This is a genomic window from Mariniflexile maritimum, from assembly GCF_009746565.1.
GTDB classification, from domain to species: domain Bacteria; phylum Bacteroidota; class Bacteroidia; order Flavobacteriales; family Flavobacteriaceae; genus Mariniflexile; species Mariniflexile maritimum.
This window is the reverse complement of the sequence record NZ_WRPN01000002.1, coordinates 537091-552129: the sequence shown is the minus strand read 5'-3', so window position 1 is coordinate 552129 and position 15039 is coordinate 537091. Positions and strand designations below refer to the sequence as shown.

The window sequence follows — 15039 nt, the reverse complement described above, 5'->3', positions numbered from 1 at the left end:
TCGTTATTCAATCTTGAAATTTACGACAATTAAGGATTTATAAAAAATCTTTTCAATTAAATGGACTGCACAACTGCTTTTGGTGCTTCCTTACGTGAACCATCGAACCCATCGATACCGCTTACGGTGGTATATTTTAACACATACCTTTTGCCTGGATTGATAATTCTGTAAGCTGCCTGACACATAAGGGTTGCCTCGTGAAAACCGCACAGAATGAGCTTTAATTTTTCAGGATAGGTATTTACATCGCCAATGGCAAATATGCCGGGGATATTTGTTTGGTAATTTAATGAGTTATCAACCTTTATGGCATTTTTTTCAATTTCCAGCCCCCAATCGGCAATGGGGCCCAACTTTGGCGACAAACCAAATAAAGGAATGAAATGGTCGGTTTCCAAACGAATATCCTTTCCGTCAACATTTACCGTTAGCGCTTCAATTTTTCCATCGCCATGCAACGCCGTTACTTCAGCCGGTGTTATCAGGTTTATTTTTCCGGCATCCTTTAGTTCGCTCACTTTTTCAACAGAATCTAATGCGCCCCTAAATTCGTTTCTTCTGTGGATGAGTGTAACTTCAGAAGCTACATCGCTTAAAAAGATGCTCCAATCTAGTGCAGAATCGCCGCCACCAGAAATTACGACGCGCTTATTTCTGTACATTTCTGGGTCTTTAATGAAATATTCCAGTCCGTTATCTTCATAAACTTCAAGATTGTCCATGGCTGGTTTGCGGGGTTCAAAAGACCCTAAACCTCCAGCAATGGCCACAACGGGCGCATGGTGTTTGGTGCCTTTGTTGGTTGTTACAATAAAAGTGCCATCCTCTAATTTTTCAATGGTTTCGGCACGTTCGCCCAAGGTAAAACCGGGTTCAAATTGGCGTCCTTGCTCTAAAAGATTTTTGGTTAGATCGCCTGCTAATATTTCGGGAAATCCAGGAATATCGTAAATGGGTTTTTTTGGATATATTTCAGAGCATTGTCCCCCCGGTTGTGGCAAGGCATCAATTAAATGGCATTTTAATTTTAACAATCCTGCTTCAAAAACGGTAAACAATCCTGTGGGGCCCGCACCTATTATTAGTATATCTGTTTTAATCATAGTGTTTGTAATTTAGACCTTAAAGATTTTAAAAATCGTGTAGGTCTTCTTTATTTTTTCTCAATTAATCCTTTGGTAAATTCGTTAAGCGTTTCTACTTTTTGTTCAAAATCACCCTTTATTGTTTTTCTATATTCATTTAGGTTTTTAACCAAATCGTCTATGTTTTCAGGAATGACATCCTCAAAAAACTGGCGTAGGCGCTTAGCTGTTGTGGGCGACTTCCCGTTAGTCGAAATTGCAACCTTTACATTACCTTTCGTTACGATGCCGCCCATATAAAAATCGCAATACGGTGGGTTATCGGCAACGTTTACTAAAATACTGCGTTTTCTGCAATGTTTATGCACCTTTAAATTTACTTTGGGCACATTGGTTGTGGCAATAACCAGGTGCTTTCCTTTTAAATAGCGTTTATGATAGCGTTGTTTTATTAATTTAACATCGCCCTTTTTTGCGAGTTCCATAGTGGCTTCCCTAAACATGGGCGATACCATTGTTACTTTTGCATCGGGACTTGACTTTAGCAAAAAGGCCAATTTTTCTTCAGCTACCTGCCCGCCTCCAACAATTAATATATGTAAACTTTTTACCTTTAAAAAAATGGGGTATAAATGATTCCGAAGCTCTCCAACCTCTGATGGGATAGCTTGCTCACTGGAATTATTATTAGTGTTTTCTTCGGCATTCATAAACATAGATTTTGATTGACTTCTTCAAAAACCGAAGTTAATTTTACACGCTCTTTCACCACATCGCCAATAACAATAATGGCAGGAGCGGTTAATTGTTTTTCTTCAACTACTTTCGTTATGGTCGCAATGGTTCCGAAGCCTACTTTTTCGTTTTCTGTTGTTCCTTCCTGGATGATGGCCACTGCTGTATTTTGCTTGTTTTCTACTGAAAAAATATGAACAATATCATCTAATTTGTGCATGCCCATAAGGATAACAACCGTTGCGGTAGATTTTGCCGCTATGGCCACATCTTCAGATAATTGATGCGCTTTGGTTGTTGCGGTAATGACCCAAAAACTTTCGGCTACACCACGTTTTGTTAACGGAATACCTTGATACGCAGGTACTGCAATTGCTGATGAAATACCGGGCACCACAAAGGTTTCCAGTCCAAATTTTTGTGCATATTCAATTTCTTCGGCACCCCGACCAAATACAAACGGGTCGCCGCCCTTTAACCGAACCACGTGACCTTTTTCCTTTGCTTTGGCAACAATTAGTTCGTTAATTTGCGCTTGCTGAAAGGCATAACACCCTTTGCGCTTGCCAACAAAAATCAATTCTGTTTCCGCGGAAGCGTAGTTTAATAGTTCTTCATTTATAAGAGCATCATACAAAATAACGTTAGCAGACGCAATGGCCTTAATTGCTTTAAGCGTAATAAGTTCCACATCGCCTGGGCCCGCGCCTACAACGGTTAAACGCCCTAGACCCCTAACACCCGAAGAGGGAATTTGATGCCCGGTATTTATGTTTTCTACTTTTTTATTCATGATTTTTTTACCTCTCATAAATTTATAATTCCTTGATAGTTAATCTTTTGGAACTAATGAACTTGGGCTTCTTAATGCTTTTACTTTCTCTAAAAACTGGTTGGCACTATGTATATATTGTGCCGCAAATGTTTCAGATGGCGCATTTTTATTGATTTGATAAATCAATTCTGAAAACGAGGTTCCTAAATCCAGTTGGCCACTTTCAACAAACAACGCATCGAATTGGCTGATGATGCCCGCATGGGTGTTGGTACTTTTGTTTTCGGCCAACAACATGGCCTTGGCGGAATTTACCATAGAAGCATAAGCGTAATAAATGGCACTTGAATACACTTTATCACCAAAGGCTTGTTGCGCATTTTCAATTTTCTCCTCACTTTCAAAAAACAAGGTAGCAATTAAGTCTATAACAACGCCGGCACATTCGCCAATACCAATTTCCTTTTCATATTTTTCCTCAGAACCCCAGTCGATAAAATCGCTTTGGGTTAAGTTGGTAACATCTTGAAGATCGTTCAACAAATCGTAAAAATACCTTTCGCCCGTAATTTTATAATACTCCACAAACGATTTTCCGTTCGCGTTGGCATCAATATCATTTAAAATTCGGCGTAATGCCTCGGGGCCGCGTTTACTGGGGACTTTCACCACTTTATCGGCAAACACACCATTGCCGTTGCCCAAGTTAGCGCCACCCAACAATACCTGTAACGCTGGTGCCACCAATTTATCTGGCGTGCGTACCGACATGCCCTGAAACCCAATATTTGCCATATTGTGCTGTCCACAAGCATTCATGCAACCGCTAATTTTTATAACAACATCGGTGTTGTTTAAGTAGTGTGGATATTCGGTTTTGATAACACGTTCCAACTCTGCAGCTATACCCGTGCTACTTGCTATGCCTAAATTACAGGTGTCCGTTCCGGGGCAAGCCGTAATATCAACAGCTTTATTATATCCTGCTTCGGTAAAGCCTAATTTTTCCAATTCGGTATAGAAAAATGGGATTAAATTCTCTTTTACAAAAGGGATTACGATGTTTTGACGCAATGATAAACGAATTTCGCCTGCTGCATAATTTTCCACTAAATTGGCCAACAATCGCGCCTTATCGGTATAAAAATCGCCTAAGAGCACTTTAATTCCAATAGCAACGTAACCTGCTTGCTTTTGCGGAATGAGGTTTGTGGATTTCCATGTTTCGAACGCATTAAGGTCTTTAATTTCTACTTTTGGAGCTTCAACCGAAACTGGCCGTGATGTTACATACGCATCGGCATCAATAGCAACTGTTTTAAATTCAATGGCTTTTTGTTCTTCCTCGACCAGTGCTTTAAAAGCCTCTAAACCTATGTCTTTAATTAAAAATTTCATTCTGGCCTTTGAGCGACTTTTACGTTCGCCATACCTATCGAAAACCCTCACAACACCCTCCATTAAAGGGATAATTTTATCTGAAGGCAAAAAGGGATATAGTGTATCGGCATGACGTGGTTGCGAGCCTAAGCCGCCGCCAATCATTACTTTAAATCCGCGTACGCCCTTTTCAATTTTGGCAATAAAGCCCAAATCGTGCATATACGAAAGCCCAGAATCTTCATCGGAAGATGAAAAGGACACCTTAAACTTACGGCCCATTTCTTGGCAAATTGGGTTTCTTAGGAAGAAACGGAACAGGGCATCGGCGTAAGGCGACACATCGAAAGGTTCGTTTATATCAATGCCCGCCAATTCTGAAGCGGTAACGTTTCTTACGGTATTTCCGCATGCTTCCCGAATGGTAACATCATCTTTATCCAACAACGCCCAAAGTTCGGGAGTTCTGTTAATGTCCACATAATGGATTTGAATATCCTGGCGCGTTGTAATGTGTAAACGCCCGCGCGAATATTCATCGGACACATCGGAAATGGTGCGCAATTGACTGCTTTTTACTTTTCCGTAGGGCAATTTAATGCGAACCATTTGAACGCCTTCTTGACGTTGCCCATAAATGCCACGCGCCAAACGCAGGCTTCTAAACTTTTCTTCATCAATTGTACCATTATTGAATGCTTCAATTTTTTTAGCCAATTCAATAATATCCCTTTCGACAATAGGATTTTCTATTTCCGTTCTAAAACTTTGCATAATGCCCCACCCGACCTCCCCACTAAGGAGAGGAACACTTTACTGGGTATTTTTTAAGTTAATACTTTTTTCAACACCTAAAAGATTTTTGAAACCTAATAGGATTTTTATGAATTTATTATTAGCAAACCTGTAAATCTCCCCCATTGGGAAGTAAGGGGCTATTGAATAAAGCCTGCGCCAACCGTACTATTGGACTGTGTATCAATCAATATAAACGATCCGTTGGTTCTATGATTGCTGAACTTATCATAAAAAATAGGCTTGTTTAATTTAAACGTTACCGAAGCAATATCGTTAACGCCAATTTCTGAAACATTGGTTTCGATACCAGAATAATCGGGATGTATTTTATGGTGAATCGCATCAACTTTTGCCAACACCTTATTAACGCCGTGTTGTACTACATATTTGCCACCCACGGTTAATTGCTTGGAATCCATCCAACACACATTGGCAGTAAATTGTTTATCGATGGTTGGCAAATCGTTTTCCAGAACAATCATATCGCCACGGCTTACGTTGATATCATCTTCTAAAGTAATGGTAACAGAAGAACGTCGAGATGCTGTTTGATACTTTTGATCGTAAAAATATATGTCTTTTATTTTGGATTTTGTTTGCGATGGCAGCACCACAACTGCATCGCCAACACTTAGCTCGCCGCCATATACTTTTCCTGCATACCCCCTGAAATCGTGAAAATCTTCGGTTTTAGGGCGAATGACATATTGCACCGGAAAACGTGGGGTCCCCACATTGAAAATATCCTTTTTATCCAGTTTTTCCAAATGTTCCAACAAGGAATCACCGGTGTACCAAGGCATGTTTTTAGATTTATTCACCACATTGTCTCCTTTTAGCGCACTTACGGGAATGAAGGTTATTTTTTGGTCTTGATAATCGCGCTTGCTCATTAATTCTGAGAAATCGGCTTTGATTTTGTTGTAAACGGTTTCAGAATAATCAACCAAATCCATTTTGTTGATGGTAACCACCACATCTTTGATACGCAACAAATTATTGATAAAAAAGTGACGGTTGGTTTGTTCGATAACGCCTTTTCTGGCATCAATTAAAATGATGGACGCTTGCGATGTTGAAGCGCCCGTAACCATATTTCGGGTATATTCCACATGCCCGGGCGTATCGGCAATGATGTAACTTTTTTTGCCTGTTGAAAAATAAATATGGGCCACATCAATCGTGATACCTTGTTCCCTTTCGGCCACTAAGCCATCGGTTGCCAACGAAAAATCCAGATAATCATACCCTTTTTGTTTACTGGTTTTTTCAATGGCCTCTAGTTTATCGGTGGTCAAAGATTTTGTGTCGTAAAGTATGCGCCCAATTAGGGTACTTTTTCCATCATCTACACTACCTGCCGTTGCAATTTTTAGTACTTCCATTTTATTTTTTTCTTTATGCTTTGGGCTTTACGCTTTAAGCATTTTAAACTTATCTTAATTTTATTTGGCTACGGCTTTAAGCCTGAAGCTTATTGCCTATAGCTTAAAAATAACCTTGTTGTTTTCTTTTTTCCATGGCTGCTTCCGAGCGTTTGTCGTCTATACGGGCACCGCGTTCGGAAATGGTGCTTTCCCTTATTTCCTGCACTACGGTGGCAATATCGGCCGCATCGGATAAAACGGCTGCCGTACAGCTCATGTCGCCAACGGTTCTAAAACGCACCATTCTTTCTACCACTTCTTCATGTTCATCCCTATAAACCACGCCATCTTCAGCAGACCATATTAAACCATCCCTTAAAAAAGTAGCTCGTGTATGGGCGAAATAGATGGAAGGGATTTCAATATTTTCTCTTTCGATATACGACCAAACATCAAGTTCTGTCCAGTTTGAAATAGGGAACACCCGCACGTTTTGCCCCAAATTAATTTGGCCGTTTAACATGTCGAACAATTCCGGACGTTGATTTTTTTCATCCCATTGGCCAAAATCGTCACGTACTGAAAAAATACGCTCTTTGGCACGTGCCTTTTCTTCATCACGACGCGCACCTCCAATACATGCATCGAACTTAAATTCTTCAATGGCATCTAAAAGCGTGGTGGTTTGTAGTTGATTTCTACTGGCATAACGGCCAGATTCTTCTTTAACCTTGCCTTGATCGATGGAATCCTGCACGTTTCTAACAATTAATTCCAAGCCTAATTCCTTAACCAAACGGTCTCTAAACTCAATGGTTTCAGGAAAATTATGGCCTGTATCGATATGCATTAACGGGAAAGGTACTTTTGCCGGGTAAAATGCTTTTACCGCCAACCGTACCAACGTAATGGAATCCTTACCGCCAGAAAACAACAGTACGGGTTTTTCAAACTGTGCCGCTACCTCGCGTATAATGTAAATGGCTTCGTTTTCTAGTGAATTGATATGGTATGTGTCTTTGTTCATAATGGTTCCCTAGCTCCCATTTCGACTGCGCTCAACGCAGGCTCAGGGAGGACTCTTACTCGGGTGGATTTTTGTTATTATTAACTATTTACTTCGTACTTCTAACTTCGTACTTCTAACTTTTATTAAGCATGCAACCCACATTCCCTGTTTTCCAAAGCTTTTGTTGGGTCGAAATATTTGAATTCGTTTGGCAAGTTGTTTTCTGCCAGGTATTTATCTAAATCGGCATCGGTCCAGTAATAAAATGGACTAACCTTTAAAACCCCGTCTTTACTTAAACTAAAAATGCCAATGCTGTTGCGAAACGCGGTTTGTCCTTGGCGCAAGTTGGTAAACCAAACTTTTGGTTTATGGGCCTCCATGGCGCGACGAAAAGGCTCTAACTTGACCTGTTCGGTAAACAAGGCATGCTCGGGCGCATCAATACTTGGGATGCCCATAACCACATCGCGATGGGCCGCTGTTTGTTTGGGCACATACAAAAACACGTTTAGGTTTAAATTATTAATCACCTGTTCGGCATGTTTGTATGTTTGCGGAGTATTATAACCCGTATCGCACCAAACCACGGGAATATTGGGTATTACCACATTAACTGCATGCAAGATGGCTGCTTCGTAAGGTCTGAAATTTGTTGTTACTACCGCCTCACTATTTAGCTCGATGGCCTTCTTGATAATTTCAGATGGTTTTGCATCTTTAAACAGTGTATTTAATTCGTTTATCGTGTTTTGTGTTATCATATTAACTTATTTTCCCCATTTTATCGTGTTCCAAATGCGTTCGTGAAAAAAGTACAATACCATTTTAGTAACCAACTCTACCGAGCCAATTTGGAACGCCAAGGTTAAGTGACCTGTAACGACCCATGAAATTAAAATTGTATCTAAGGTACCTATGATTCTCCAACTGATGGATTTTACGACACTACGTGCTGGTTTCTCTTTTGCTGTATCTTTTTTATAGCTTGTTTTTTCGCCTTGATTTGAATTTATTAACACGTGATCTATCATTTTAAATCGTATTATACTAATCCTACCAATTTAATAGGAAATGCAAATTTAATACTTTTTTGAACTTATCAAAATATATTTTAATTTTTTTTACCTATCGGATAAATCTTTCAAAGTGGTATTTTTGAAAACCTCTAGTGTGCTATCCCGAACTTGAATCATGAGTTTATGTACGCTACAAGCAGCTTCATCGGGGCAATCGTCGCACTTTTCATAAAAATTCAAACTAACACATGGCACCATGGCAATAGGGCCTTCAAGAACGCGCATAACCTCGGTCATTAAAATCTCAGAAGGGTCTTTTCTTAAATAATAGCCACCGTGTTTCCCTTTTTTAGAACCTAAAATACCCGCCTTTCTTAAGGCAAGCAAGATACTTTCTAAAAATTTTTGTGGAATTTGTTCACCTTTGGCAATTTCGCCCACTTGCACAGGTTCACTGCTCGTACTTCTAGCAATAAATGTGAGGGCTTTTAATCCGTATTTTGTTTTTTTGGATAGCATGGTGCAAAGATAGCTAAATTAACGCCTGTTGCAAATCCTGAATAATATCATCAACATGTTCCAGGCCTACCGAAATCCTTACCAAACCATCGGTAATATTTACAATTAACCTGTCGGCTTCGGCCAAACTATGGTGCGTGGTAGAGGCAGGATGCGTAACAATGGTTCGGGTATCGCCCAAATTGGCCGAAAGCGAACACATTTTAATGGCATTTAAAAATTTTCTTCCGGCTTCAATGCCGCCCTTCAATTCAAAAGCGACAATGTTTCCACCCAGTTTCATTTGCTTTTTGGCTACTTCGTACTGCGGATGCGATTTCAAGAACGGGTATTTTACCCAATTGACCTGCGGATGGTTTTCCAAAAATTCGGCAACTTTCATGGCGTTTTCACAATGTTTATCGACCCTTACAGCAAGCGTTTCCAAGCTTTTTGATAACATCCACGCATTAAAAGGCGATAAAGCAGGCCCCGTATTTCGGGAAAACAAATAGATTTCCCTAATTAAATTGGCATTACCAACCGTAACACCGCCCAAAACGCGCCCTTGGCCATCTATCAATTTTGTGGCAGAATGAATGACCAAATGCGCCCCAAATTTGATGGGTTGCTGTAAATAGGGCGTTGCAAAACAGTTATCGATTATTAAAATGAGATTGTGCTTTTTGGCTATGTTTCCTAAAATTTCCAAATCGATAACATCAATAGCTGGATTGGTGGGCGATTCGGCATACAGTATTTTCGTGTTGGGCGTGATGAAACTTTCAATGGTTTCGGGTTCATTGCTATTGAAATAGCTTGTTGTAATCTGCCATTTGGGAAGATATTTAGTAAACAAGCTATGCGTAGAACCAAAAATGGAACGCGCCGATACAATATGGTCGCCACTTTTTAACAGCGCCGCAAAGGTTGAAAATACGGCCGACATGCCCGTGGCGAAAGCGTAACCCGCTTCGGCACCTTCCATCTTGCAAATTTTATCAACAAACTCGGAGGTATTTGGGTTGGTAAAACGGCTGTAAATATTGCGCTCTTTTTCTTCGGCGAAGGAGGCACGCATATCTTCGGCATCTTCAAAAACAAAACTGGAGGTTAAATAAATAGGACTGGTATGTTCTAAAAACCCAGTGCGTTCCAGTTGTGTTCTTATGGCTTCGGTTTCAAATTGTTTTTCGTTACTCATGTCGTTCTTTATTCGGCAAATTTTTAATTTAGTTGCCCCAATCTTTCGGGGAATTCACGACTAAATATTTCGTTTAATTTGAGAATTTGCGGTTTATAAGTTAATTTATATGTTTTGAAAGTCTTAATATATCCCCAAAAACACCCCGTGCAGTTACTTCAGCGCCCGCGCCGGCACCTTGTATCACAATGGGTTGTTCGCCGTAGCTTTCGGTGAAAATCTCAAAAATGGCATCCGAGCCTTTTACATGGCCCAAGGTGCTATCTTCTGGAATGGACACCAATTTTACTTCCAGATTTCCTTTATCCTTGGAAAGATCGCCCGACAAATCGCCCACATACCTAAGAACATGTGCTGGTTTTTGATTTTCCTTTAGCTTTTGAAATTCGTCATTTAAAACAGCTAACTGGCCCAAAAATTCTTTTACGGAAATATTTCGATAGGCTTCTGGAATTAGATTTTGTACTGAAACATTTTCAAATTCATTTTGCAAATCCAATTCCCTTGCTAAAATTAATAATTTTCGGGCAACATCGTTCCCTGAAAAATCTTCTCTTGGGTCGGGTTCGGTAAAACCTTTATCGATGGTTTCCTGAATGATTTCGCTAAATGGTTTATTTTGAACTGAAAAATTATTGAACAAATAGCTGAGCGTTCCCGAAAAAACACCCCTAATCCTGGTGATATTTTCCCCCGATTCGTGCAACAGCCTTATGGTATCAATTAAGGGCAACCCCGCGCCTACCGTGGTTTCGTAGAGATATTGCTTGTTTAGTTCCTTGAGTTTAACACGCAAATCGGTATAAAACTGGTACGAAATGGTATTGGCAATTTTGTTGGACGATACCAAATCGAAACCGGCTTCTACCAGTGGCACATAGTTTGTGTAAAAATGGGAACTTGACGTATTATCAACTGCAATTAAGTTTTCCAAATGATGGTTTTTGGCAAACGTGATAACAGCCTCGATGGAGCTTTCTAAAGATGATGTTTGTATGGCTTCCTGCCAGTTTTCATCAACACCTTTTTTGTTTAAAAGCAGTTTTTTGGAGTTTCCAATGGCAAACACATTCAGGTTGATGCCTTTGCGTTTTTCAATATCGCCCTTCGATTTTAATATTTGGTTTATTAAAGCGCTTCCAACCAAACCATGGCCAAAAATGGCGATGTTTATTTTTTTTGAAATGCCGAAAATCTCACCATGAATCACGTTCATCGCCTTATGAAGCTGGTGTTTTTTTACCACCAAGCTCACGTTTTTCCCCGTTACCGTATTATTAAAAAGTAACGGTGTGATTTGGTTTTTTATAAGTGCGTTGAAGGGTTTGTGGAACGAACTAAGCTCTATGCCGATAATGGAAATAACCGAAACATCGTCAACCACCCCAATTTTATTAACATCTTGTGAGTAAAAATCGCTTTCAAATTCCTGTTCTAGGGCAATAACCGCCTGAGTGGCCTGTTCTGCGTCAATAATTAACCCAATACCACGTTCTGAAGACCCTTGCGATATGATGCTCACACTAATTTGATGTTTCGCCAGAGCTCCAAAAATTCGGGCATCAACGCCACTTTTACCCAACAACCCGCGACCTTCCAAATTCAACAAGGCCACATTATCTAAAATCGATAAAGAAGTAACCTCTTTAGCGTTTGGTTTTGCGGTAATAAGCGTGCCTTCATCCTCGGGGTTAAAGGTGTTTAAAATACGCAGGTTGATATTTTTCTCCACCAATGGAATGATGGTTTTGGCGTGCAGAACCGTGGTGCCAAAATTGGCAAGTTCATTGGCTTCGCTAAACGATAGTTCCCGAATTTTCTTGGCATCCTCAACCAAATCGGGGTTTGCCGTATAAATGCCGTTTACGTGCGTGTAATTTTGAAGTTCTTCCGCATCCAAATAATTTGCCAACAAGGCCGCGGTATAATTGCTGCCGTTTCTGCCCAAAGTGGTGGTTTCATTTTTGGTATTTGAAGCTATAAAACCCGTAACGATATTTATAACATCGCTACCACTTTTCTTATAATAATTCTTGACATTATCTTTTGAAAGTTGCAAAATGGGCTGTGCATTGCCAAAGGTGCCATCGGTTTTAATCAGCTCCCTGGCATCCACCGCATTGGCCTTAATACCTTTATTATTTAAAAGCGCTGCAATTAATTTTACCGAAAGCAGTTCGCCCTGTGCTAAAATTTCATCTTTCGTTTTTTTGCTGAAATCACCCAACAAACTTACCCCTTCAAACAGTTTATCTAAAGTTGAAAATTCTTTTGAAAAATCAACGTCCTTCAACGGTTCGGTTTGGTAGTTTTTGAAAACCCGCAGCACTTCTTTATACGGATGCCCTTTTACGGCTTTATTCAAAATATCCTCTAAATCGTCGGTTGCAGAGCTTCGTGCCGAAACCACCACGGTTATTTTTTCTCCATCGGTTACCTTTTTTTCAATAGTGGATATAACGGTATCCAACCCGCGGCCGTTTGCTAACGATTTACCTCCAAATTTTAATACTTTCATGCGTCTTTTTTTAGAACTTGGCACAAAAATGCCCTCTACTATTTTTTCCAATTGTTCATATTCCATTAAAAAAGCATCGTGCCCATGCACCGAATGGATTTCGTTATAGGTTACGTTCGGGTTGCTTACCGCCAATTGTTTGTGGGTTTGCCGGTTTTCTTCGGCCGTGAAAAACAGATCGGAATCCACGCCCACAATATGGATGTTTCCGTGGATGTTTTCCAGCACATTGAAATCGGTTGGCCTGTTTTTGGTAACATCGATGGTTTTCAACAACTGGTTCATTAATTTATAGGCCGAAAGCTGAAACCGTTCCTGCAACTTGTTGCCATGGTGCAACAACCAGCTTTCTACGTTAAAGATTTCCAGTTCCTCATTTTTGGAGCGTTGGAAGCGTTCCTTGAAAGATTCTGGCGTACGGTAGCATAACATGGCGTGCATGCGCGCATCGTGCACGGGGTTTCTGGAATTCAATAAAAACTGTTCTTGTATTTGGCAGTTGGCAATAAGCCAGTCGGTCGATTTCCAATCGGTCGCCACAGGTATTAAATGCTGGGTAATATCGGGATTTAAAACGGCCATTTCCCAAGCAATGCCGCCGCCCAACGAGCCCCCAATAAGGGCAAAGAGCTTGTCTATTTTCAGCTCTTTCAAACCTATTAAAAAGATGTTGGCAATATCGCGCGCCACAAAATCCTTGTAATTATCAATCACAAAGCCGTCAAAACCGTTTCCGGGAATGTTGAAGGCCAACACGGTGTACAGTTTGGTGTCAATTACTTTATCATTGCCCACCAAATCCTGCCACCAACCATCCTTACCTGCTACATTGCTGTTGCCCGTAAGCGCATGGTTTACCAACACCACAGGGGCTGTACCTAAAGATTTTCCAAATAGCTGATAACTCAACTTTATTTCTGGATTTACCACCTTACTCTGTGTCGTAAAGTTTTTGATGATGATATGTTGCAAATTTGTTTTCAAAATTGGTATGGTAAATTTTTTTAAGACCTACAAGGTTTTTGAAACCTTGCAGGTCGATTATTCAAGCTTGCAGGTCGATTAAATATTGCTGAACGCCTCTTTTAAATCGGCTTTCAAATCCTCAATATCCTCAAGTCCAACCGACAAGCGGATGAGATCCCGCGACACCCCTGCCGAAACTTGTTCAGCCTCGGTTAGTTGTTGGTGCGTGGTACTTGCAGGGTGGATGATGAGCGATTTTGTATCGCCAATATTTGCCAACAATGAAAAATATTTGGTGTTATCGGCAATTTTCTTAGCAGCCTCAAAACCTCCTTTAGCCCCAAACGTAACAATTCCGCTTTGGCCATTCGGTAAATATTTATCGGCCAACGCTTTGTATTTGCTCGATTCCAAACCTGGATAATTTACCCAAGCAACTTCCGGCTGTTGTTCTAACCATTTTGCAAGTTCTAAAGCATTTGCGCTGTGTTGTTTAATCCTAACGGGCAATGTTTCTAAACCTTGAATAATTTGAAAGGCGTTAAACGGACTTAAAGCACCACCAAAATCCCTTAATCCTTCTAAAATCAATTTAAAAGTATAGGCTGCGGCACCTAAAGCCTCACTATAAATTAAGCCATGGTAGCCTGCTGAAGGCTGGGTAAATTCTGGGAATTTCCCGTTGGCCCAATCAAAAGTACCCGCATCAATAATAGCTCCCCCTAATGATGTGCCTTGACCGCCAATATATTTTGTTAATGAATGGATAACAAGGTTTGCACCATGCTCAATTGGGTTTAAAAGCACCGAAGTTGCTACAGTATTATCAACAATAAAAGGTACGCCCGCAGCTTTGGCATGTACTGAAATAGACTTTAAATCGAGCACATCCAATTTTGGGTTTCCTAATGATTCCACAAAAAAGGCACGGGTGTTTTCTTGTACCGCTGATGCGAAATTATCAGGATTATCGGCATCGACAAAAGTGGTAGTAATGCCTAATCTGGGCAAGGTTACGTTTAGCAAATTAAAAGTGCCACCATAAAGACTACTTGATGCGACAATATGGTCGCCGGCCTTTAAAAGCGTTAATAAACCGGTTGAAATTGCAGATGTTCCCGATGCAAATACAACGGCACCAATACCTCCTTCAACCGCCGCCAAACGTTCTTGCAAAATTTGGTTGGTCGGGTTGTTTAAACGTGTATAAATGAAACCGAGTTCCTTTAATGAAAACAGGTTGGCCGCATGGTCGGTATCATTAAAAACATACGACGTTGTTTGATAAATGGGAACCGCTCTGGTACCGCCATTGGTTTTAACATCGTGCCCTGCATGTAAAGCGTTTGTAGCAAATTTTTGTGTACTCATTTTTCTTTTTTTTTGAATTAATAAATTGATTAAACCAAAAGCCAAATGCATCGTTTTATTGATGTACTTAAAATAGAAAAATGTTAAAAAGAAATATAACTATTATTGAAAAAAATAGTTGTTGGTTATCTATCCAATTTTTAATAAATGAATTAAAAATTAAGTAGAATTTAGCACCTTCCCCGATAGGTCGGGAGGTTGCTAAGGCTTCAATGGGTCTAATCCCTCCACCTTTCTTGATAACATTTCAGTAAGTGTTTGAACTTTGTGAGTGCAAATATTCAGTTAGAAAAACTTAAAATCCTAATTTT

General features: G+C 40.1%; 12 protein-coding genes and 1 riboswitch. All 12 genes read right to left on the bottom strand.

Annotated features, from left to right (window positions below; genetic code table 11):
- Positions 1-56: 56 nt before the first annotated feature.
- The gene (locus GQO80_RS05195; protein WP_157207260.1) at positions 57-1106 is read right to left on the bottom strand and encodes an NAD(P)/FAD-dependent oxidoreductase; all 1050 of its coding nucleotides are present in this window, start codon (positions 1104-1106) and stop codon (positions 57-59) included.
- Positions 1107-1156: 50 nt separating this feature from the next.
- Positions 1157-1798 carry a precorrin-2 dehydrogenase/sirohydrochlorin ferrochelatase family protein gene (locus GQO80_RS05190; protein WP_157207259.1) on the bottom strand — a complete coding sequence of 214 codons (642 nt, stop codon included), beginning with the start codon at positions 1796-1798 and terminating at the stop codon, positions 1157-1159.
- The gene (gene cobA / locus GQO80_RS05185) at positions 1795-2616 is read right to left on the bottom strand and encodes a uroporphyrinogen-III C-methyltransferase (RefSeq protein ID WP_157207258.1); all 822 of its coding nucleotides are present in this window, start codon (positions 2614-2616) and stop codon (positions 1795-1797) included. The genes GQO80_RS05190 and cobA overlap by 4 nt, the downstream gene beginning before the upstream one ends.
- A gap of 39 nt (positions 2617-2655) precedes the next feature.
- Entirely contained in the window at positions 2656-4752 is a 2097-nt protein-coding gene (locus tag GQO80_RS05180) for a HEPN domain-containing protein (protein WP_157207257.1), read from the bottom strand.
- Positions 4753-4913: 161 nt separating this feature from the next.
- A complete protein-coding gene (locus GQO80_RS05175) occupies positions 4914-6161 on the bottom strand; it encodes a sulfate adenylyltransferase subunit 1 (protein ID WP_157207256.1) in 1248 nt (415 codons plus the stop codon).
- 103 nt (positions 6162-6264) lie between these two features.
- The gene (gene cysD, locus GQO80_RS05170) at positions 6265-7170 is read right to left on the bottom strand and encodes a sulfate adenylyltransferase subunit CysD (protein ID WP_157207255.1); all 906 of its coding nucleotides are present in this window, start codon (positions 7168-7170) and stop codon (positions 6265-6267) included.
- Between the two features lie 125 nt (positions 7171-7295).
- Positions 7296-7916 carry a phosphoadenosine phosphosulfate reductase domain-containing protein gene (locus GQO80_RS05165; protein ID WP_157207254.1) on the bottom strand — a complete coding sequence of 207 codons (621 nt, stop codon included), beginning with the start codon at positions 7914-7916 and terminating at the stop codon, positions 7296-7298.
- Positions 7917-7922: 6 nt separating this feature from the next.
- The gene (locus tag GQO80_RS05160) at positions 7923-8186 is read right to left on the bottom strand and encodes a DUF2061 domain-containing protein (protein ID WP_157207253.1); all 264 of its coding nucleotides are present in this window, start codon (positions 8184-8186) and stop codon (positions 7923-7925) included.
- Between the two features lie 90 nt (positions 8187-8276).
- On the bottom strand, positions 8277-8690 hold the full coding sequence (locus GQO80_RS05155; protein WP_157207252.1) for an RrF2 family transcriptional regulator: 414 nt from the start codon (positions 8688-8690) through the stop codon (positions 8277-8279).
- A gap of 13 nt (positions 8691-8703) precedes the next feature.
- Entirely contained in the window at positions 8704-9873 is a 1170-nt protein-coding gene (locus GQO80_RS05150) for a trans-sulfuration enzyme family protein (protein ID WP_157207251.1), read from the bottom strand.
- A gap of 100 nt (positions 9874-9973) precedes the next feature.
- Positions 9974-13375, bottom strand: a complete 3402-nt coding sequence (gene thrA / locus GQO80_RS05145) for a bifunctional aspartate kinase/homoserine dehydrogenase I (protein WP_157207250.1) — start codon at positions 13373-13375, stop codon at positions 9974-9976.
- 78 nt (positions 13376-13453) lie between these two features.
- A complete protein-coding gene (locus GQO80_RS05140; protein WP_157207249.1) occupies positions 13454-14728 on the bottom strand; it encodes an O-acetylhomoserine aminocarboxypropyltransferase/cysteine synthase family protein in 1275 nt (424 codons plus the stop codon).
- A 122-nt stretch (positions 14729-14850) separates the two neighbouring features.
- Positions 14851-14974: riboswitch (SAM riboswitch) on the bottom strand.
- Between the last annotated feature and the right edge of the window lie 65 nt (positions 14975-15039).

Coding starts and splice junctions, on each gene's coding strand:
- GQO80_RS05195 (WP_157207260.1), bottom strand. CDS start 1,106: ATGATTAAAACAGATATACTAATAATAGGTGCGGGCCCCACAGGATTG.
- GQO80_RS05175 (WP_157207256.1), bottom strand. CDS start 6,161: ATGGAAGTACTAAAAATTGCAACGGCAGGTAGTGTAGATGATGGAAAA.
- GQO80_RS05150 (WP_157207251.1), bottom strand. CDS start 9,873: ATGAGTAACGAAAAACAATTTGAAACCGAAGCCATAAGAACACAACTG.
- GQO80_RS05155 (WP_157207252.1), bottom strand. CDS start 8,690: ATGCTATCCAAAAAAACAAAATACGGATTAAAAGCCCTCACATTTATT.
- GQO80_RS05180 (WP_157207257.1), bottom strand. CDS start 4,752: ATGCAAAGTTTTAGAACGGAAATAGAAAATCCTATTGTCGAAAGGGAT.
- GQO80_RS05190 (WP_157207259.1), bottom strand. CDS start 1,798: ATGAATGCCGAAGAAAACACTAATAATAATTCCAGTGAGCAAGCTATC.
- GQO80_RS05160 (WP_157207253.1), bottom strand. CDS start 8,186: ATGATAGATCACGTGTTAATAAATTCAAATCAAGGCGAAAAAACAAGC.
- GQO80_RS05165 (WP_157207254.1), bottom strand. CDS start 7,916: ATGATAACACAAAACACGATAAACGAATTAAATACACTGTTTAAAGAT.
- cysD (WP_157207255.1), bottom strand. CDS start 7,170: ATGAACAAAGACACATACCATATCAATTCACTAGAAAACGAAGCCATT.
- cobA (WP_157207258.1), bottom strand. CDS start 2,616: ATGAATAAAAAAGTAGAAAACATAAATACCGGGCATCAAATTCCCTCT.
- GQO80_RS05140 (WP_157207249.1), bottom strand. CDS start 14,728: ATGAGTACACAAAAATTTGCTACAAACGCTTTACATGCAGGGCACGAT.